The organism is Rhizobium mongolense USDA 1844, assembly GCF_000419765.1.
GTDB lineage: Bacteria > Pseudomonadota > Alphaproteobacteria > Rhizobiales > Rhizobiaceae > Rhizobium > Rhizobium mongolense.
Window position 1 is genome coordinate 17,245 of the sequence record NZ_ATTQ01000002.1, and the last position, 18,541, is coordinate 35,785.

17 protein-coding genes and 1 pseudogene are annotated in these 18,541 nt (G+C 60.5%); 9 read left to right on the forward strand and 9 right to left on the reverse strand.

The annotated features are described in order from the left end of the window. Positions 1–248 precede the first annotated feature (248 nt). Complete coding sequence (locus A3C3_RS46605; RefSeq protein ID WP_312866203.1) at positions 249–746, reverse strand: LysR substrate-binding domain-containing protein; 498 nt, start codon at positions 744–746, stop codon at positions 249–251. Positions 747–860: 114 nt separating this feature from the next. Further along, on the reverse strand, positions 861–1,064 hold the full coding sequence (locus tag A3C3_RS48090; protein WP_312866204.1) for a helix-turn-helix domain-containing protein: 204 nt from the start codon (positions 1,062–1,064) through the stop codon (positions 861–863). A gap of 71 nt (positions 1,065–1,135) precedes the next feature. Here A3C3_RS48090 and A3C3_RS0103165 point away from each other — a divergent pair, with 71 nt between their 5' ends. Continuing rightward, positions 1,136–1,861: an SDR family oxidoreductase gene (locus A3C3_RS0103165; protein WP_022713165.1), complete on the forward strand. Its 726-nt coding sequence runs from the start codon at positions 1,136–1,138 to the stop codon at positions 1,859–1,861. Positions 1,862–1,916: 55 nt separating this feature from the next. Continuing rightward, positions 1,917–2,819, forward strand: coding sequence for an SDR family oxidoreductase (locus A3C3_RS0103170; RefSeq protein ID WP_022713166.1), 903 nt, complete (start codon positions 1,917–1,919; stop codon positions 2,817–2,819). 41 nt (positions 2,820–2,860) lie between these two features. On the opposite strand, the gene A3C3_RS0103175 is transcribed toward A3C3_RS0103170, so the two are convergent. Beyond that, positions 2,861–3,757, reverse strand: coding sequence for a LysR family transcriptional regulator (locus A3C3_RS0103175; protein WP_028739362.1), 897 nt, complete (start codon positions 3,755–3,757; stop codon positions 2,861–2,863). Positions 3,758–3,858: 101 nt separating this feature from the next. Here A3C3_RS0103175 and A3C3_RS0103180 point away from each other — a divergent pair, with 101 nt between their 5' ends. Further along, positions 3,859–5,277 (forward strand): aldehyde dehydrogenase family protein, encoded by a 1,419-nt coding sequence (locus A3C3_RS0103180; protein WP_022713168.1) that lies wholly within the window; start codon positions 3,859–3,861, stop codon positions 5,275–5,277. Here the strand turns inward: A3C3_RS0103180 and A3C3_RS0103185 are convergent. After that, entirely contained in the window at positions 5,274–5,552 is a 279-nt protein-coding gene (locus A3C3_RS0103185; RefSeq protein ID WP_145611929.1) for a type 2 periplasmic-binding domain-containing protein, read from the reverse strand. The genes A3C3_RS0103180 and A3C3_RS0103185 overlap by 4 nt on opposite strands. Positions 5,553–5,678: 126 nt before the next feature. Between A3C3_RS0103185 and A3C3_RS46615 the strand changes: the two genes are divergently transcribed. Then, the gene (locus A3C3_RS46615; protein WP_376774913.1) at positions 5,679–6,020 is read left to right on the forward strand and encodes an NAD(P)-dependent oxidoreductase; all 342 of its coding nucleotides are present in this window, start codon (positions 5,679–5,681) and stop codon (positions 6,018–6,020) included. Positions 6,021–6,217: 197 nt separating this feature from the next. On the opposite strand, the gene A3C3_RS0103195 is transcribed toward A3C3_RS46615, so the two are convergent. From A3C3_RS0103195 to A3C3_RS0103205, 3 genes are all read right to left on the reverse strand, one after another. Beyond that, positions 6,218–6,988, reverse strand: coding sequence for an SDR family NAD(P)-dependent oxidoreductase (locus A3C3_RS0103195; protein WP_022713171.1), 771 nt, complete (start codon positions 6,986–6,988; stop codon positions 6,218–6,220). Positions 6,989–7,049: 61 nt separating this feature from the next. Then, positions 7,050–8,249 (reverse strand): arabinose transporter, encoded by a 1,200-nt coding sequence (locus A3C3_RS0103200; RefSeq protein WP_022713172.1) that lies wholly within the window; start codon positions 8,247–8,249, stop codon positions 7,050–7,052. Between the two features lie 64 nt (positions 8,250–8,313). Continuing rightward, complete coding sequence (locus A3C3_RS0103205; RefSeq protein ID WP_022713173.1) at positions 8,314–9,663, reverse strand: amidohydrolase family protein; 1,350 nt, start codon at positions 9,661–9,663, stop codon at positions 8,314–8,316. A 112-nt stretch (positions 9,664–9,775) separates the two neighbouring features. On the opposite strand from A3C3_RS0103205, the gene A3C3_RS0103210 reads away from it, so the two are divergent. Next, the gene (locus tag A3C3_RS0103210; RefSeq protein ID WP_022713174.1) at positions 9,776–10,723 is read left to right on the forward strand and encodes a LysR family transcriptional regulator; all 948 of its coding nucleotides are present in this window, start codon (positions 9,776–9,778) and stop codon (positions 10,721–10,723) included. Positions 10,724–10,959: 236 nt separating this feature from the next. Then, positions 10,960–11,759: pseudogene (locus A3C3_RS0103215) on the forward strand (efflux RND transporter permease subunit); the annotation flags it as partial. Between the two features lie 176 nt (positions 11,760–11,935). On the opposite strand, the gene A3C3_RS0103225 reads toward A3C3_RS0103215, so the two are convergent. Further along, positions 11,936–13,225, reverse strand: coding sequence for an ABC transporter substrate-binding protein (locus A3C3_RS0103225; RefSeq protein ID WP_022713177.1), 1,290 nt, complete (start codon positions 13,223–13,225; stop codon positions 11,936–11,938). Between the two features lie 139 nt (positions 13,226–13,364). On the opposite strand from A3C3_RS0103225, the gene A3C3_RS0103230 reads away from it, so the two are divergent. Genes A3C3_RS0103230 through A3C3_RS0103240 form a run of 3 tightly spaced genes read left to right on the forward strand, consistent with a single transcriptional unit; the run spans position 13,365 to position 17,263 of the window. Further along, positions 13,365–14,393 carry a LacI family DNA-binding transcriptional regulator gene (locus A3C3_RS0103230; protein WP_022713178.1) on the forward strand — a complete coding sequence of 343 codons (1,029 nt, stop codon included), beginning with the start codon at positions 13,365–13,367 and terminating at the stop codon, positions 14,391–14,393. Positions 14,394–14,402: 9 nt separating this feature from the next. Then, a complete protein-coding gene (locus tag A3C3_RS0103235; RefSeq protein ID WP_028739364.1) occupies positions 14,403–16,256 on the forward strand; it encodes a DUF2264 domain-containing protein in 1,854 nt (617 codons plus the stop codon). Beyond that, on the forward strand, positions 16,253–17,263 hold the full coding sequence (locus A3C3_RS0103240) for a hydroxyacid dehydrogenase (protein WP_022713180.1): 1,011 nt from the start codon (positions 16,253–16,255) through the stop codon (positions 17,261–17,263). The genes A3C3_RS0103235 and A3C3_RS0103240 overlap by 4 nt, the downstream gene beginning before the upstream one ends. Before the next feature lie 2 nt (positions 17,264–17,265). Here A3C3_RS0103240 and A3C3_RS0103245 read toward each other — a convergent pair whose 3' ends face one another. Then, positions 17,266–18,540 (reverse strand): Gfo/Idh/MocA family protein, encoded by a 1,275-nt coding sequence (locus A3C3_RS0103245; RefSeq protein WP_022713181.1) that lies wholly within the window; start codon positions 18,538–18,540, stop codon positions 17,266–17,268. Position 18,541 lies beyond the last annotated feature (1 nt).

An 18,541-nucleotide genomic window follows, 5' to 3' on the forward strand; every position in this document is an offset into this window, starting at 1 on the left:
AAGGCGGGGATGCTGTGCAAGTGTCCTTGTCGCGCCCTGCGTCTGATCAAACGATGGAATGAGAACTTCGAAAGTCTCGGTACCATCAGGCCCCCGCAACCAAAAATTACCACAAACTCAATGGGCTCCGAGAAATCGGAGCCCTTTTTGCGTTTGCCGCAAAGCGTCATCCCCTCGGCCCAAATCAAAGACGAAAACAGGTGGCAGAGCGAGGCCAGCCACCAAATCCTTGGGCAAATGGTCCAGGTTTACCAAGAATTCCGGCCTCGTGACGTCCCTTTGCGAGTTCGTACAACTCGGTATCGCGGCACCTGGATGATGCCGAGACCAGCGCAGGCCGAGGCGACGTTGGTTTCCGCGCCAGTGACGGTGATGACGGTCAGCAGCAGCATCTCGCGGACACGACCGTCTATCTGGAAGGCCAAGGGAGCAACCGAGGGCATATTGGGGGCCAGCAGATCGACCATCCGATGGCCGTTTTCCAGATCCTCCGGCGTCGCTGGTGTTCCGAACTTCGTCAAGTAGCTTGGGCTTGCGAATGCGCCGCGCTCAAGTTCAGTGAGCTTGCGTTGGATGAGACTGGAGTCAGAGAGCGCTCCCACCCGCACGATGCAGCCGTAACCCTCGCGTACGATATCCATCGGCTGATGTGTCTCGCTTATGTGAAGATGAATGGGATAGCACTCCAGGAGGCCCGGTAACGTGGGCAGCAGGAAGTTGCGCGCTTGGGTGCCATGCAGGTCGATCGCGCAGGAGACCGGACGGTTTTGCTCCGCTGAAACCTACTTCGGCGTCGTCGAGGTCGGCGAGCAGGCGGATGCAACGCTGATAATAGGCCTCGCCGTCCAGCGTTGGACGTACTACGCGCGTCGTGCGCTCCACCGCACCCCAAGCCGCCCTTCCAGCAACTTCACCGCATCCGTCACCGTGGAGCGCGGCAGGCCCAGGTCTTCTGCCGCGAGTGAGAAGCTATGCCGCTCGGCGACACGCGTGAAGACGCATGGCGTCGAACCGGTCCATTGTTCGCCATCTCCGGATGATGATGGCGGATAATGCCTGATTATCTGAAGAAATCAATGAGCCATCTTGTTCTCGTCGAAATGCGCTGCTGCGCGTCGCTTGAAGGAGAACGAAAATGGCAAACATCGAAAACAGGATCGCGATCGTCACCGGCGCTTCGCGTGGCATCGGAGCGGCGATCGCCGGGCGGCTCGCCAGAGAGGGCTATGCCGTCGTCGTCAATTATGCCAGCAATGCGAAGGCAGCCGAGGAACTGGTCGACCGAATTGAGAGCGCCGGCGGAAAGGCGCTTGCGGCACAGGCCGATGTCAGCGATGCAGCGGCAGTCGGCCGCCTGTTCGACACGACGGAAGCCGCTTTCGGCGGCGTGGATGTGCTGGTCAACAACGCTGGCGTTATGACACTCGCCACGATCGCGGATGGCGACGAGGCCTTCGTTGACGGCCAGATCGCCATCAATCTCAAGGGCAGCATCAACTGCGCGAGGCTGCGCACCGGCGGTCGGATCATTAACTTGTCGTCCAGTGTGGTGGGTCTCTATCAACCTGCCTATGGCGTCTATGCGGCTACTAAGGCCGGGATCGAGGCGATGACGCATGTGCTTTCCAAGGAACTGCGAGGCCGCAACATAACGGTCAATGCCGTAGCACCGGGCCCCACCGCGACCGCCCTCTTCCTTGACGGCAAGCCGCAGGCGGTTATCGACAATCTTACCAGGCTGGCCCCACTGGAGCGCCTCGGGCAACCCGAAGACCTTGACAACACAGTAGCCTTCCTTGCGGGCCCCGACGGCGCCTGGATTAACGGGCAGGTGCTGCGCGCCAACGGCGGGATCATCTGATGCCGCCCCCTTCCCATACGATTTCGATCGACGAGAAAGTAAAAAGGATCCTTACATGAGCAAGAAAATCGCCCTCGTCACTGGCTCGTCCAGCGGTTTCGGCCGCCTGACCGCCGAAGCCCTGGCCCGCGCCGGTCATACCGTTTACGCCTCCATGCGCGATATCGCAGGCCGAAATGCCAGAAATGCCGCTCAGATGGCCGAACTTTCCGGCAAGGAAGACATCGATCTGCGACCACTCGAATTGGACGTGCAGTTCGAGGCTTCGGTTAACGAGGCCACCGAAAAGATCATCGCCGAAAGCGGCCGGATTGATGTCGTCGTCCACAATGCGGGCCACATGATGTTTGGACCAGCGGAGGCATTCACGCCCGAACAGTTCGCCCAGCAATACGATGTCAACGTGCTCGGCACGCAGCGGGTGAACCGAGCCGTCCTGCCGCATATGCGCAAGCGCCGGGAGGGGCTGCTGGTCTGGGTATCGAGCTCCAGTTCGGCTGGCGGCACCCCGCCCTACCTCTCGCCATACTTTGCCGCCAAGGCCGCGATGGATTCGCTTGCCGTGCAATATGCCCGCGAGTTGAGCCGCTGGGGTATCGAGACGACGATCGTCGTACCCGGCGCGTTCACAAAGGGCACCAACCACTTCGCCCATTCCGGTAGTCCGGCCGACGAAATCCGGCTCACCGAGTACGAAGCTAACGGTCCCTATGCCGGTTTCGGCGCAAAAGTTCAGGAGGTCTTTGCTGCCATTGTTCCCGATGACGCCGATCCGGCACCGGTCGCCGGCATGATCGTCGATGTCGTCAATGCGCCTTTCGGACAGCGCCCATTCCGCATCCATTACGACCCGGCGGAAGACGGGGCAAATGTCGGATTCGCGGTTCTTGACCGGCTGCGCGCCGAGATGCTGCACCGGGTTGGCCTCGGCGATCTACTCAAGCCCGCAAAGGCTTGAAGCTGTCGGGCTCGCGGGCGTCATGAGACCTGCCCGTGAGCTCAAACTCTTGCGGCGAAGCGTTTCGCCAGATCGATGAAAGCTCTTAGCTTTGCCGGTAAGTGCCGGCGGCCACTGTAGTAGAGGCACAGGCCCTCGTACGAGGGCGTCCAGTCGTCCAGAACCTGGACGAGCCTGCCGTTGGCGACATAGGGCGCTACCGAATGCTCCGCCAAATAGCCAAGCCCGGCTCCGTCAAGTGCCGCCTCCAGCATCAGCCCGCTTTCGTCGAGAACCAGCCGGCCTGGCACATCGATACGGATCTCTTGCCCCTGCTGTTCGAATTCCCAGTGATAGTAGCGTCCACTCGCCATACGCGGGCGGATGCATTCGTGTGTTAGAAGGTCGTGGGGCAGAACAGGTTTATCCCGTTTCTCGAAATAGCTGGGTGCCCCTACCACCACTGAACGCATTCTGGGGATCAATGGAACGGCGATCATATCCGGCGAGACGAATTCCTTCAGCCGCACGCCTGCGTCGAAGCCCTCGCCGATCACGTCGATCAGTGCATCCTCGGTGATGATTTCCACCGCCATGCGCGGGTAGAGGCGCAGAAATTCCAGAATCAAGGGCGCAAGCAGCATTCGTGCAGCACCCAGCGCCATGTTAAGACGCAACACGCCTGTAGGATCCGGTCCTTCGCTCCCGGCGTTTTCAAGTGCCACGCCGATTATCGCCAGTGCAGGAGCGATTTCTGCCGCCAGACGTTCGCCTGCCGCGGTCAGCGCCACACTGCGGGACGTGCGGTTGAACAATCTCACGCCGATCCGCGCTTCAAGACCAGATACGGCGTGACTCACGGCAGAGGACGAGATCCCCAGTTCACGTGCTGCGGCTCGAAACCCACCCCTGCGGGCGACGGCCGTAACCGCCTGCAGTTCCGGGAGGCTCGCTTGGATCATTGATCTATTTCCCTCATCAGTCCGTCAACGCTCGCGTGGATTTACTCAACTGTAATGCCTTCATATTTCTCATGCCAGGACAATATGAGGACTGAGGGATGCATAAAGTCGAACACGTTTACATCGATGGCCAATTCGTAATTCCAGACGGGGATCAGAGGCTTGACCTCTATAATCCAGCTACCGAGGAAAGAATCGGCGAGGTGCGGATTGCCAATGAGAAGGACACACGCAGCGCCGTTCTTGCGGCAAAGCAGGCATTTCCCGCCATGGCCGCCACAACAAAGGCAGAGCGCATTGACATGCTCAACAGCCTGCGTGACGCTGTCGCTGCACGGCCTAGCGAACTAATCGAAACCATGACCGAGGAGTATGGCGCGCCGGCTTATTTCGCGGCGTTCTCAGTACGGAATGCGACTTCCATTTTCGATATTATGGCTGAGACTGTCGGTGCGTACGACTTCGATCGCGTTGCAGGACGAAGCGCTGTGAAGATGCTGCCGCGAGGCGTGATCGCTGCGATCACCCCGTGGAACAGCAATTTCGGCTTTATGGCTACCAAGATCGCTCATGCCATTGGGTCCGGCTCGACCATCGTCATCAAGCCGGCCGAACAGAGTGCAATGCAGACCCAGGTATTTGCAGAGAGGCTGCATGCGGCAGGTCTTCCGGGCGGCATCTTCAACATCGTCAACGGAACCGGCCCGGTGGTGGGTGCGGCCCTTACCGGCGACCCAGATGTGGCGACTATCAGCTTCACGGGCTCCACGGCGGCGGCAAGGATCATCCAGCGCGCAGCAATAGACGGCATGAAGCGGGTCATCCTCGAACTCGGTGGCAAGGGACCTACGGTTCTACTGCCTGACGCAGAACTCGACACGGCAATCCCGATTGCCCTGATGGCTGGCTTCACCAACAGCGGACAGGCCTGTGTGGCCGGCACCCGCATTCTTGCCCCACGTGCACGGCTCGCCGAGGTGGCGCGGCGCCTAACGAATGAAACGGAGGGGCTAAAGGTTGGCGATGCTCGCGATCCCCAAATTCGTATCGGACCACTTGCCAATGCGGCTCAGTGGGAGCGGGTACAGTCCTATATCCGACTTGGGCTGCGAGAGGGCGCCACGTTGCTGACGGGCGGGGAGGGGCGTCCCGGTGGTGTCGAGAAAGGCTGGTTCGCTCGGCCGACAATCTTCGCTGATGTGACCAACCAAATGCGGATTGCGCGTGAGGAAATATTCGGACCAGTGATCTGCCTGATCGGCTATGACGATGAGAACGAGGCAGCCGCCATTGCAAACGACAGCGTTTATGGTCTGCAAGCCTATGTACTTTCGGCGGACGTCGACCGTGCACGGTGCTTCGCGGATCGGCTGATGGCTGGCAGGGTCGTGATCAACGGCGCGCCACACGATCCCCGCGCGCCTTTTGGCGGCTTCAAGCAGTCCGGGTTGGGACGCGAAATTGGATCCTACGGTCTGGACGAATTGCTGGAGCCCCGCGCGATCCTTACGCCTTAACCCTTCTGGCGCGGATAAAGGTGACGGACGACCTGGAGGCGGCAGACGGCAAGCGGGTCTCCGGACAATAGAGCAGCTTCGCTGCCGAGCGACGGCGTCCAGTCTGCCATGATCTGCAAGATCTCGCAGCTCTCAAGGAAGGGCGCGGCCTCCCGCGCATCCGTATAGGCAATGCCAAGCCCGCTCGCCGCAGCCTTTGCAGCAAGTTCCGTAGGTCCGACGATCAACCTGCGCGACACCTTCGATTCCGCATATTCGCGGGGGCGGCGGCCCATTTCCCAATCCATGATCACGCCGCTTGGAAGCCGCGCCCTTATGCACTCGTGAGAAAGCAGGTCAACCGGGGTCTATTCATCGGAAAAGAGATATGCCTACCTTGCCGAGACAGACGGCTTGATCCTATGCCTGCGGCCGTCACAGGACAATGCCGGTGTTATCGGCGAGAAGGAACTGCGATCTATGCCGAGAGGCACCGGCTGGTCAATGTCGCTCGGGGCGGCCTCGTGGACTATGAGGCTTTGTTTGACGCGCTGCGCGACGAGCATTTGGGCGGCGCCGGTCTGGATGTTTTTTTCGAAGGAGCCGTTCGACGCCACGGATCCCTTGCTCGATTTGCCGAACGTCATCGCGACGCCGCATTTGGCGGGATCACCAGAAGTTCGATGAGCGACATCGCCAAGGGTGTCGCAGAGAATATTCTGCGTCTTCATGCCGGCGAGCAATTGGTAAATCGCGTTGCGTGAGGTGGGACAGCAACGCGGCGGCGCGGTCGATCACGGGACGACAACTTTTTCACGGCGGAAGCGGTCCGCCAGCAGCGCTGCGCATCCACAGCCTCCTCGAGAGGCAAGGTCGCGGCGATCTCCGCGCGAAGTGCGCCGCGCCCTCACTTCTCCAGCAGATCGCGAACGGGGATCCGCTACAACTGTCAGCAGGTGAATCATCCCGGCAGGGGCATGCCGGAAATCTCCTCGCAGATGGCGATAAGCCGGCCTTGAAGCTCCGGATCATGAGCTTGCGGGTTCGCGGACCGACGCTTCATGTGATAGAAATATTCTCCGGTCACATCCGCTTTCGGGTCGTCGCCGGCCGCGAGCCACGCTTGCGTGAGATGCGCCTGCGCCATGTCGTCAGGCGCGCCGGGACCGCCCATCTTGGTGGGCACCCAGCCCGGTTCCAGCGAATTCGAGAATACATCCTTCCAGCGGCGCGCGACCGCGAAGGCGAGCATGGCATCGTGCAGCTTGCTTTCTGCGTAGGCTTCCGATCCGTTCCACCGGCGGTTTTTCCAGAGCATATCGTCGAGATTGGCGTCTGCATGATGATGCATGCCGGAAGAGAGAAAGACGAGCCGTTTGGGCCGGTCGATAAGGGCGGTCAGGATGTAGGCAGAGAGAGTGTTGATGGCGAAGACATGTGGCAGGCCATCGGAGGTGAGGCGATGGGCTTCGCGGTATCCGACGGCGGCATTGTGGATCACGGCATCGAAGTGGCCGAGTTTTTTGACCTCGGCGGCAACAAGCTTGGCGCCCGCGATGGTTTCAAGGTCGCCCGTCACGGCGGCCTCGGCCTGTGGCAGAGCGCGGCGGGCATCGCTGGCACGGGCGGCGCTTCGGGCATGAAGAACGACCTGATGACCTTGCTCGGCTAGAAGCTCAGCCGCCATGAGGCCAAGGCCGGTGGACGATCCGGTAATGAAGATGCGGGACATTGGGAAATCTCCTTTGTGTGGACGGCGGCGACTTCTTCTCGCCGGCAACGTGGAACAATGGTCAGGATTGCGAAACGCGGGCCATCAGGGCGAGCGTGGCACCGGCGAGGGCGCAGGCGGCACCGAACAGATAAACAGAAGCATAGCCGAATTGTCCGGCGATGACGCCCGCGACTGGACCTGAAACGCCATAGGCAATGTCGAGGAAGGCTACGAAGGCGCCCAAGGCACTGCCGCGGTTGGCGGGAGGCACCCGCTTCAAGGCTTCCACGCCAAGAGCGGGAAAGACCAGCGCGCAACCAAAGCCAGTCACCAGTGCTCCGCCGAGCGCTACAGCCTCGCTTGGCGCTGTCCAAATTATGGCCTGGCCGATTGCCTCGATCACGAATGACCAGAGTGCGATGCGATAGCCGCCCATTCTGTCGGGCAGAGAGCCGAAGACAATCCGTACGAAGATGAAACCGGCACCGAAGGCGGTCATGACCAAGCCGGCATTGTCCCAGTGATGTGCTGCGAAATAAAGCGAGGCGAACGCGGTGAGGCCCGACAGTCCGACGCCTTGCAGCATCAGGCCGGCGCCTTCGCGCCAAATTTGCCCGATTACCTTGTAGAAGGGCAGGCGAGGGCCGGCGGCTGTCGCGTAGGGAATCTCACGCAAGGCGATTGCAGCCGCAGTCACTGGCGCCACAACGCAAGCAACTATTGCGGCTTCCAGGCCATAGCCCTGATAGAGCGCCATGCCAATCGGCGCACCGATCGCCAGAGCCGCGAACATGGCAGTGCCGGTCCACGCCATCGAAATGCCGGCGCGTTGCGGTCCGACCGAAGCAATCGACCAGGAGACACAGCCAGTGACGAACAGGCTCTCGCCGAGACCGGCGGCTAGGCGGCCGAGAATGACAATTGCAAGACTGACGTTCGGCGACAGCCCGGGCATGGCCACGGCGAGATAAAGCAGCCCTGCGGTCGTGCTGACTGCGACACCCTGCAAGGCGGAACGCTTGCCGCCGTGGATGTCGGTCAGGCGCCCCGCATAGCCGCGGCTGAGCACAGTGGCGAGGAACTGGATGCCGATCACCAGGCCGACGACGAGATTGCCGAAGCCGAGGTTGTCGTGGATGAAGAGCGGCATGACGGGAAGCGGCAGCCCAACTGCGAGATAGCCACAGAAGAGCGCTGCGATGATGCCGCTGGCAGGGCGGGAAAGATTTGTAGGAGCAGCCTTCGGTTCGGCCGTGGCGTTGATAACAGATGCTGACATGACAGCCTCCATGCTGAATAGCTTGTGGGTGACAGCGCCGCCAGGAGCCGGCAGCGCTTCCGGTTCAGGCCGTCTTTGTGGGGGCGGATGTGTCGAACAGGTCCGGGCGATAGCCGCTCTTTTCCATCAGGTAGGCGCGCGAGGCGGTGACGTCCGCCGTCAGCTTGATGAGATCGGCGCCCACCAGCTTTCCTCCACGCTTGCGGATCTCGCCAGCGACCATGACCGTATCGACATCCGAGCGCGCGACCGCCTGGACGATTGTGCCGACGGCGTTGTTGACGGGGAGGACGGCGACGCCGTCGGTGCGCACCATGATGATGTCGGCTTGCTTGCCGGGCGCCAGCGAGCCGACCGCACCCTCAAGTCCCGCGGCGCGTGCACCGTTGATGGTTGCCGCGTTGAGGACGCGCTCGACGGTGATCGGCGAAGGCACGTTCTCTTCGCCCCGGAATTTGCGGTAGCGCATGGCCGAGCGCTGCTGCGAAAACAGGGCGTGCATCTCGCCAAACATGTCGCTGCCGAAGGCAGTGTCGAGGTCGATGCCGATGGCCGGGGTCAGGCCGTGGTCGATAGCTTGCTGATAGGCGAAACTCTCGTCATCGAAGCCGAACAGTGCGTCCGAGCGCGGGTTGACCGTGATGTTCACGCCGGCATCGGCAAGCAGTCGCCACGTTTCCTGCGGAACCCGGGTGCAATGATTGAAGATGTTTTGCGGACCCAGCACGCCCTTTTCCGCGAACTCCGGCCCTAACTTGGCAAGATCGCCGATGAACTCGGTCAGGATACGCATATCGAGGCTACGGGCGACCTTCCACCAGTCGAGGTTGAGCTGTCCGAACAGGCCGACGCCCACAAGACCAGTACCGCTGCTCCAGTTGCTGGCCAGCCGCTTCAGGTCGCCGGGCAGATGCGTAGTAGACGCCTTCCTGTCCATGGCCGCGCCCACCATGTGCAAGGCGCGGATGCCACTGTCGTCAAGGGCATCGAGGGCCGCGTCGGTGTGTTCGGGGCTGCGGGAGGAATGGCACGCATCGATGACGGTCGTGATGCCGGCATCGATACACGCAAGCGCTGTGATCTTTGTGCTGAGATACATGTCGAGCGGGCGGTAATGGGCGCCCAGCTTTTCCGCGACGACATCGATATAGGCAAAGAGATCATCAACATCGGGCATCATGCGGCGCATGACGCCTAGCCACATATGGTGATGGGCGTCGATCAGGCCCGGCATTATTATGCTGCCGGAGGCGTCGATGACGGTTGCATTGCCGAGGGGGACATTTGGGGCGATGGCTGCTATCTTGTCGCCTTCGACAAGCAAGTCGCCGGTTGCAAGATTGGGGACGGTCCTGTCCATCGTTAAGATCGTGCCGCCCTTAAAGAGCGTGCGGTGATTGTTGAGGTTGCTCATGACTTGGTCCTTTCAGCGTTCTTATCGGGCAGGACCGTTATCGCTCCGCAGAGTGCTTGATTTAATTGCGCTTATGTCAGATGTTTCCTGACGAAAAGTCAGGAGTTGTCGCATGTCTTTCGATGGACGGATTCTCTCCGGGGTAAGCGTACTTGCCGCCGTCGTTGAAGGCGGCAGCTTCGTCAAAGCCGCCGAATTGATCGGCATCACCGACTCCGGCGTCAGCCGAGCGATCGGCCGTCTGGAGACGCGCCTTGGAGTGCGACTGCTCGATCGGACAACGCGCTCGGTGACCCTGACCGACGAAGGACGACGTTTCTACCAAGAGGTGAAACCGCACCTGAACGCGATCGAAGATGCCGCCGTGGTCGCCTCCGGTGCGGCGTCAGCGGTACGCGGCCGCCTGAAAGTGGATATCGATCCGTTCTTTCTGCCACTCGTGCTCGCAGGCCGGCTCGGTACCTTCTGTGAAAGACATCCCGATCTCTCAATCGAGTTCGTGACCAAGGAGCATGTCGGCGATCTTGTCGCGGACGGGATCGATCTTGCGATCCGTTTCGGTGAGCCACGTCTTGCCAGCCTGGTTGCGCGAAAGCTGATAGAAGCGCCGATCCTGACCGTGGCGTCGCCTCGCTATCTGGAGCGCCATGGTCGCCCGGCGCATCCCCGCGACCTCACCGCTCATCGATGTCTGCAATTTCTCGACCCCTATACCGGGCGGCCCTTCGAATGGGAGTTCATCCGGGGCGACGAGGCCATCGATTTTCCGACAACGGGACCGCTGACCTTCACTGACCCAAAGGCGATGCTCGACGAATGCCTCGCGGGAACGGGCATCGCTCAGGTTATCGGTTGGGGCATTGGGCAGGCGCTGGCGAGAGGATCGTTGGTCGACCTTTTCCCGGACTGGCATGGGGAGCGTTTCCCGCTGTTTGCCTTCCATCCATCGCGCAAACATCCGCCGGCAAAGGTGAGGGCCTTCATAGACTTCTGCGCCGAGATCGCAATGGGACTCGAGCGTTCGGCGCCAAGGGAACAGAGTTGGAAAGAGGGAAGTTGAGATTGTAGTATTGGTAATAAAGCGTGAGGGGGCGGAGCTCGAGAAGCTCCTCTGCGTTAGGCCAACGCGACAACCATCGTGATCTCGGTCTTCGCCGTTGCCATCGGACGGCTGCGAAATAGGCCGGAGCTGCACAGATCACATAAGGCGTCGACGGACCGAGCTTGCGTTCGAAAAGACCGGTACGGAACGATTCGTCATCGTCAAAATCGCGGCTGCCGATCACGACATCCACCGCGCGTGAGCGCGGCTCCATCGAGACGCTGCAGAACCTTCAGCTGCCTGGCTCAAACGGCAAATCGGTACCGCTCTCGGCAGTTGCCAATTTCCGCTACGAGCTGGAGCAGCCGATGATCTGGCGTCGCACGCGCACGCCGACAATTACCATCAAGGCTGCCGTCGTCGGGCCGACACAGCCGGCGACTATCGTCACCGAACTACAGCCCAAAGTCGATGCGTTCCGCAAGGGTCTTCCAGCCGGCTACAGCATCGCCAACAGTGGTTCCGTCGAGGAAAGCGCCAAGGCGCAAGGACCGATCGCTGCGGTCGCGCCGCTGATGTTGTTTGCCATGGCGACGATCCTGATGATCCAGTTGCAAAGCTTCAGCAGGTTGTTCCTGGTGTTCGCAGTGGCTCCGACGGCACTCATCGGTGTGGTTATAGCACTGCTCTTCAGCAACGCGCCCATGGGATTCGCAATTCTTGGCGTGCTTGCGCTTATAGGGATCCTGATCCGAAACTCTGTCATCCTGGTCGTGCAGATTGAACAGCTTCGGAGCGAAGGCGTGCCGCCATGGCGCGCCGTCGTCGAGGCGACGGAGCACCGGATGCGTCCGATCATGTTGACGGCGGCGGCGCGACAATGGCGCTCATTCCAATCTCCCGGGAAGTCTTCTGGGATCCCATGGCCTACGCCATGATGGGGGGCATTGTCGTCGGTACCGCACTGACGCTTCTTTTCCCTCCGGCGCTCTATGTGGCGTGGTTCCGGATAAGGAGAGAGAACCTGGTGGAGCGGAAACCCGCACATTCCTAGCATTCGGGCTCAGCACTCGGGGAACCGTTTACCGTCGCCCGCCGCCTCGGCGCGCCCGCCTATCTGCGGGGCCGGAGCCCGCAACCAACGCTCAATAAAGAGGCCCGCCACGCTGAACTGACCCCTGAAAGTTGTCAGTCACGAGGGCGGGCCCTCCCGGGAGGAGAAGCCTGGATTCAGCTTCTGATCGTTGCCTTGCCTTGTTCCACCAGGCGAGCGGCGGCATCGGCGGGGGTCGTGCGTTCGAACGCGAGCTCGTCAGCGAGGGGCCGAAGGACGCGCTGGTCGAACTCTGTCGCGCCAAGCGGGGCCGGTGCCGGGTAATCGCCGACCTGATCCTTAAGAAGGTTGACGTACTTGACGGTATCCTGCTCCGTCGGGTTAAGGTTCGGCAGGATCGCCTCGCGGACGGTCGCCGACATCGGTACGCCCCGTTCCACTCCGAGGATCTTGCCGGCGTCGATGTCGTTGACGAAGAAGTCGATGAACTTGGCGGCCGCTTCGCCGTTCTTCGTCGTCGCTCCGATACTCCAGATAAGCGCGGGACGGTAGTAATGGCCGGAGGGACCACCCTTCCTTTCGCGCGGCAGCATGGTGATCGCCAGTTTATTCTTCGAGATCAGCTGATAGCCGACGAGCTGGTTTGAATAGGCCATGCCGATCGCCGATTTGCCAAGCGCCAGGCAGTTGGTATCGATGGTGTTCTGGTCGAGCGTCTGTACATCCGCCGCGACCGTGCCACCCTTCTTGCGCAGGTCCTCCCAGAAGCTGTACCACTCCTTGGCATCCTCGACGTCGAAGCCCAGGCTGCCATTGGCGTAAAGGCTCTTGCCGCGCTGGCGCAGCCAGGCATCAAAGACATAGGCATAGCGGGCGCCGTAAGGGCCGCCCCAGTAATTGTCCTTGCCGGCAGCTTTTGTAAGCTCGACGGCCAGTTTGGCATATTCGTCCCAAGTGAGGTCCGGCGTCGGCAAGGGAAGTCCAGCCTTTTCAAAGATGGTCTGATCGAAAAAGAGCGCAAAGGAGTTAAGGCCGAGGCCGATGCCATAGAGCTTGCTATCGACGGTGGTCAGGTTCAGCATATCCTTGCCGAAGGTGTCGACCTTGAGAGCCGAGGGAACGAACTCGTCGAGGGGCATGCAGGCGCCGCGCTTTGAGTAATCGGAGATCGTGCTGGGCTCGAGCTGGAACACATCGGCGATCGCGCGGCCAGCCATCTGCGTCGCGAGCTTCGTCCAATAGCCGTCGCCGCTGAGCGACTCGCCGACGATCGTGACGCCCGGTGTCTTGGTCTGATAGAGCTTTGCAACCTCCAGCGTGCGCTTGGCGCGGTCGTTAGAACCCCACCACATAGCACGCAGTTGCGCGTCGTCGGCAAATGCCGGCATGGCACTACCCGCGCCGAATGCGAGGCCCGTAGCCACACCGGCCGAGCCCATCAGAAATGAACGTCGATTGATCTGCATGATGATCCTCCTTTGTCGTCTGCCCGTGCCGTCCTCCAACGGTTCTCGAGCATGTCACCGGTAGAGTACGCAAATAATTTCGGTTTGCAACAAATTATATTCTCGTTGCAAATTTGCATGATTTGCATATGTTTGAGTTATGAACGAAATCAAACCGAGACGGCCGCGTCAGGCCGACATCGCAGCCTTGGCAGGCGTCTCCGTTTCGACGGTTTCACGCGTGCTTGCCAATGAGCCAGGCATAAGCGAGAGCGTGCGCGAACATATTCTGCGGGTGGCGGCCGAGCATGGATACCAGGTGAGGTCTGCTCCGGAAGCGGTTCCGGGCGGACTTGCGCTGATTGCCAGCGATGGCGTCACGGGCGGACTGAGCGTTTTCTACGAGTCCATCGTCGAGGGTCTGCGTACGGCGGCGGCCGAGCACGGCATGTCGTTTGAGGTTCGCCTCATCCGGGAAGACCGCGCGACGCCCGAAGTCATTCGAGACTATATGAAGTCGGCGCGCGCCGAGGGTCTCTTTCTCGTCGGCATTGATCCGAGTGGGGCTTTGCGTGGCTGGATCGACGACGAGAAGGTTCCGGTTGTCCTCGTGAACGGGACGGATCCTCAGCTCCGCCTCGACGGTGTTTCGCCTTCCAATTTTTTCGGTGCCTTCGAGGCTGCCCAGCGGCTGCTGAAGGCCGGCCACCGCCGCATCCTCCATCTGACCGGTTCCCACCGCAATACGATCCGCGAGCGTGTTCGCGGTTTCGAGGCGGCGATAACCTCGGTCCCGGATGCAGAAGGCCGGCTTGTGCCGATGACGTTTCATGGCAGTGCCAGCCGCGAGGCGCATGAGCTGACGGCGGCGATTCTTGCGGAGAATGCCGGTTTCACTGCCGCCTTCTGCATGAACGATTTTATCGCAGTCGGTGTCTTGGAAGCCGTCACGGAAGCTGGCCTTCGGGTGCCGGAAGACTTCGCGATCGTCGGTTTCGACGATCTGCCCTGCGCATTGATGACCAATCCGCCGCTTTCCACCATGCGCGTCGATCGTGCGGCGCTTGGCCGGGAGGCGATCGGTCTGATGATGTCCCGTTTCCGCGACCGGGCGGCCCCCGCTCGTCATGTATGCCACGGGGTCATCCCCGTTGCCGGGGGCACCGTATCTGATGTTGCAACCTCATGAGTGATTCCGATGACCTATGATCCGGCCAGCGCCAATCCGCTTGCAGGCAACCCGCTCGAAACCCGCGAGGACATGGGCCGCGCGCTTCTCGATCTCTTCGATCCACTGCTGCCCTATTTTTCGAAGGGCAATGCCCGCGTGCGGCTGGATGGCGCCGGCGCGCATTTCGATCGTGCCGCGGCCGATCTGGAAGGCTTCGCCCGGCCTCTGTGGGGTCTTGCTCCTTTGGGTGCGGGAAACGGCCGGTTCGAGCATTGGAACCGTTTCGCCGAAGGCCTCGCTAATGGCGCCGATCCGCAGCATCCGGAATATTGGGGCACGGTCAACGGCCGCGACCAGCGCATGGTGGAGCTTGCCGCGCTCGGTTTTGCGCTGGCGCTTGTCCCGGAAAAGATCTGGGAGCCACTAGATGGGCGTGCCCGCAACAACGTCATCGCTTATCTCAAGCACGCGCGCCAATTTGACTACGCCGACAACAACTGGAAGTTCTTCCGCATCTTCGTCGATATCGCGCTTGACCGATTGGGCGCGGATTTCGATCGCAGCCTCACTAGGCAATATCTGGAAGAGCTGGAGGGCTTCTATATCGACGATGGCTGGTATCGCGACGGCAATGTCCGCCGTATCGATCACTACATTCCCTTCGCGATGCACTTTTACGGCCTGATTTATTCGAAGCTTGTCGATGATGACTATGCCAAGCGATACCGCGAACGGGCCGTGCTCTTTGCGAAGGATTTCAAGAACTGGTTTGCAGCCGATGGGGCGACGATCCCCTTCGGCCGCAGCCTGACATACCGCTTCGCCTGCGCAGGTTTCTGGTCAGCGCTTGCCTTCGCCGACCTCGAAGCTTTGCCTTGGGGTGAAGTCAAGCATCTTTGCCTCCAGCATCTGCGCTGGTGGAGGGACAAGCCGATGACGAACCGAGACGGCATCCTTTCAATCGGTTTCGGCTATCCCAATCTGCTAATGTCGGAGAGTTATAATTCTGCAGGCTCGCCCTATTGGGCTTTCAAGGCCTTCTTGCCGCTCGCAATTCCAGCAGATCATCCGTTCTGGACGTCAAAGGAAACGGCGCCGGAAGCGGTCGCCGTCTCCCCGCAGCGCCACCCGGGCATGGTCATGATACGAGCGGGCGGCGATGTCGTGGCGCTTTCCTCCGGCCAGGAAAATTTGCAGATGCGTTTTGGGACGGAAAAATACGCAAAATTCGCATATTCAGCGCGCTACGGATTCAGTGTTGAGGCCGACGAGCGAAATTTCGCCGGCGGCGCTTTTGATTCGGCGCTGGCTTTCAGCGACGATGGATTGCATTACCGAGTTCGCGAGACGAATGCGGAAGCCAAGATTGCCGGCAACGTGCTTTATTCGAAGTGGTCGCCGTTCAAGGATGTCTCGGTCGAAACATGGCTCGTACCGGCAGCGCCCTGGCATATTCGCGTTCACAGGATCAATACGCCACGTGCGCTGCAGACGTCCGAAGGCGGCTTCGCGATCGCCAAACGGGATTTCGATCTTGATACGCTTTCGGCAGAAGCAGGTGCCGCGCATGTCATCGGCGAGAGTGATTTTTCCGGCATCGCCGATCTTGGCTCGACCGTGACGCGCACCGGCCTTGCGCAGAAAGCCTTGCCGAATACGAACCTTATTGTTGCAAAGACATTGGTGCCGCAGTTGCGCGGCGAAATCCCCGCAGGTGAGAGCGTGCTGATCACGGCAGTGCTCGCAGTCAATGATCCGCAAGCTGTTTCCGGGGTTTGGATGAAGCGCCCTGTTGTCCCGGACATTGGAGCTTTGGAACAGCAGGTGAAGGAGTACGGCATGTCTGTCAGCGCCATTGTCGCGCCGGGACAGATGCCATGAGCCGTCCCGGCATCGCGCTTGCCATGCATCCGGGGCGCACGGAACATGTCGTCTCGGATGAGTTGCTTCAACGCCTGGAAGTCATCGGCCGCTTGCTCGACCGCGAACCGCTGCAGAATTTCTCTGATGAGCGCGCCCGACGCGTGCTCGCGGAGACGGAAATCCTCATTACAGGCTGGGGCGCGCCGCAGGTGGGCGGTGAGGTGCTCGCCGCAGCGAGGCGTCTGAAGATTGTCGCTCATGCGGCCGGCACCGTCAAAGGCATTATCGGTGAAGAGATTTTCAGGGCCGGGATTGCGGTCAGCCATGCCGCGGAAGCCAATGCCACACCGGTTGCTGAGTTTACGCTCGCAGCCATTCTCTTTGCCGGCAAACAAGTTTTCCGCTTCCGCGACCATTACGTGGCAGACCGCAACCGTGATCGCACCCACCCGATGCAGCGTTTGGCGATCGGCAACTACCGGCGCACGGTCGGCATCATTGGCGCATCGCGGATCGGCCGTCGCGTCATCGAGTTGCTGAAGCCGTTTGACTACCAGCTTGTCCTTTTCGATCCGACGATTAGCATGGCTGAAGCTCAGGGGCTTGGAGCAGAGAAGGTCGATCTGGATACGCTCATGAGGGTTTCCGACATCATTTCGCTTCACGCGCCGTCCCTGCCTTCCACGCAACATATGATCGATGCGGACAGGCTGGCTTTGATGAAGGACGGCGCAACGCTCATCAACACAGCTAGAGGCGCAATCATCGATGAAGCTGCGCTGCTGGCGAGGCTTGCAACCGGCCGCATCGATGCCATCATCGATGTCACGGACCCGGAAATCCCCGAACCTTCATCGGCCTTTTACGATCTGCCGAATCTGTTCCTGACGCCCCATATTGCAGGCGCCGTCGGACTGGAGCGCATGCGCCTCGGCGAAATGGCGGTGGACGAGATCGAACGTTTCCTAAAGGGCGAGCCGCTTCGTTATGGCGTCACACTCGCGGATCTCGAAAAGATGGCCTGAGCCTATTCAACCCTGCGGGAATTCGGCGAGTCGTCATTGGCAAGCTCAGGCATCAGATCGGCGAGATTGACGACCTTGCCGGTGCGGGAACTCTGAAGCGCTGCAATGCCGCAAAGCACCGACATGGCCCCGGCACGCGTTCCCGCACGCTGATGAAGCCTGTCCTGCATGTCCGGCTTGAAGATCATATTGCGCATCCGGTCGTCCCCGCCGTAGTGGCCGCCGGAGGAATGCGGCACGATGATACGCTCGACCGCCTCCTTCCCATTGGGGAAATTCCGGATCAGCAGGATCTCATCCTCTTTCTTCACCTCCCAGGGTTGGGCTTCATACTGGCGGATTTCGATCCGGCCTTTGGTGCCGTTGAATGCCAGATGGTGGCCTTCGATCGGCTGGAAGGTGTTCAGCGAATAGGAGACATGCACGTTGTTTCGATAGCGGATGCTGACGACCATCGTGTCCGGAATGTCGATATCCTCGCGGAAGACGCAGCCGTCGCGAAAATATCCGTCGATCTTAGACGGTTCCTCGTAGAGTGTGTCCAGGAAGGGATCTGCCTCCAGATCGAGATAGTAGTCGCATTCATGCGTGTGGGGACAGAGCTTGCAGCGTGGGCCGCGGAAGGGGCCCTTGCGGCCGTAATTCTGTAGATCGGCGAAGGACGTCACGGCTTCGGGATCGCTGTCGAGATACCAGTTCAGCAGATCGAAATGGTGCGTTGCCTTGTGAACGAAGAGGCTGCCGGAATTTTCGGTATAGGCGTGCCAGCGGCGGAAATAGTCGGCGCCGTGTTTCGTGTTCAGGTACCAGTGGAAATCGACCGAACTGACGCGGCCGATCTCGCCGGAATTAAGCAATTCCTTGATTTTGGCTGCGGTCGGCGCATAGCGGTAGTTGAAGGACACGTCGACGCGCCTGCCGGTGCGCTTTTCGGCGTCGATGATCCGGCGAATCTTGTCGACTGCGGTCGTCATCGGTTTCTCGGTGATGACGTCGATCCCGGCCTCCAGCGCCCGCACGACGATCGCATCGTGCGTGTGATCCGGCGTGCAGACGATGACAAGGTCCGGTTTGACCTCGGCCAGCATCGCATCGATATCCTCGTAGATCGGCGCATTGCTGCCGATCATCGTGCGGGCGCGCTCGCCGCGAAGAGAGTTCTTTTCGACGATCGCGACGAGATCGACATGTTCGCGCCAACCGGCGAGCAGTTCTTTGCCCCACATGGTGGTTCCGCGATTTCCTGTCCCGATCAGTGCAAAACGGCGTTTCTCCATC

What these genes read in the sequence shown, in the direction of transcription:
- A3C3_RS0103180 (WP_022713168.1), top strand. Translation starts at nt 3,859, where the DNA reads ATGCATAAAGTCGAACACGTTTACATCGATGGCCAATTCGTAATTCCA.
- A3C3_RS0103200 (WP_022713172.1), bottom strand. Translation starts at nt 8,249, where the DNA reads ATGTCAGCATCTGTTATCAACGCCACGGCCGAACCGAAGGCTGCTCCT.
- A3C3_RS0103205 (WP_022713173.1), bottom strand. Translation starts at nt 9,663, where the DNA reads ATGAGCAACCTCAACAATCACCGCACGCTCTTTAAGGGCGGCACGATC.
- A3C3_RS0103235 (WP_028739364.1), top strand. Translation starts at nt 14,403, where the DNA reads ATGACCTATGATCCGGCCAGCGCCAATCCGCTTGCAGGCAACCCGCTC.
- A3C3_RS0103225 (WP_022713177.1), bottom strand. Translation starts at nt 13,225, where the DNA reads ATGCAGATCAATCGACGTTCATTTCTGATGGGCTCGGCCGGTGTGGCT.
- A3C3_RS46615 (WP_376774913.1), top strand. Translation starts at nt 5,679, where the DNA reads ATGCCTGCGGCCGTCACAGGACAATGCCGGTGTTATCGGCGAGAAGGA.
- A3C3_RS0103210 (WP_022713174.1), top strand. Translation starts at nt 9,776, where the DNA reads ATGTCTTTCGATGGACGGATTCTCTCCGGGGTAAGCGTACTTGCCGCC.
- A3C3_RS0103230 (WP_022713178.1), top strand. Translation starts at nt 13,365, where the DNA reads ATGAACGAAATCAAACCGAGACGGCCGCGTCAGGCCGACATCGCAGCC.
- A3C3_RS0103195 (WP_022713171.1), bottom strand. Translation starts at nt 6,988, where the DNA reads ATGTCCCGCATCTTCATTACCGGATCGTCCACCGGCCTTGGCCTCATG.
- A3C3_RS0103165 (WP_022713165.1), top strand. Translation starts at nt 1,136, where the DNA reads ATGGCAAACATCGAAAACAGGATCGCGATCGTCACCGGCGCTTCGCGT.
- A3C3_RS0103185 (WP_145611929.1), bottom strand. Translation starts at nt 5,552, where the DNA reads ATGGGCCGCCGCCCCCGCGAATATGCGGAATCGAAGGTGTCGCGCAGG.
- A3C3_RS0103170 (WP_022713166.1), top strand. Translation starts at nt 1,917, where the DNA reads ATGAGCAAGAAAATCGCCCTCGTCACTGGCTCGTCCAGCGGTTTCGGC.
- A3C3_RS0103245 (WP_022713181.1), bottom strand. Translation starts at nt 18,540, where the DNA reads ATGGAGAAACGCCGTTTTGCACTGATCGGGACAGGAAATCGCGGAACC.
- A3C3_RS0103240 (WP_022713180.1), top strand. Translation starts at nt 16,253, where the DNA reads ATGAGCCGTCCCGGCATCGCGCTTGCCATGCATCCGGGGCGCACGGAA.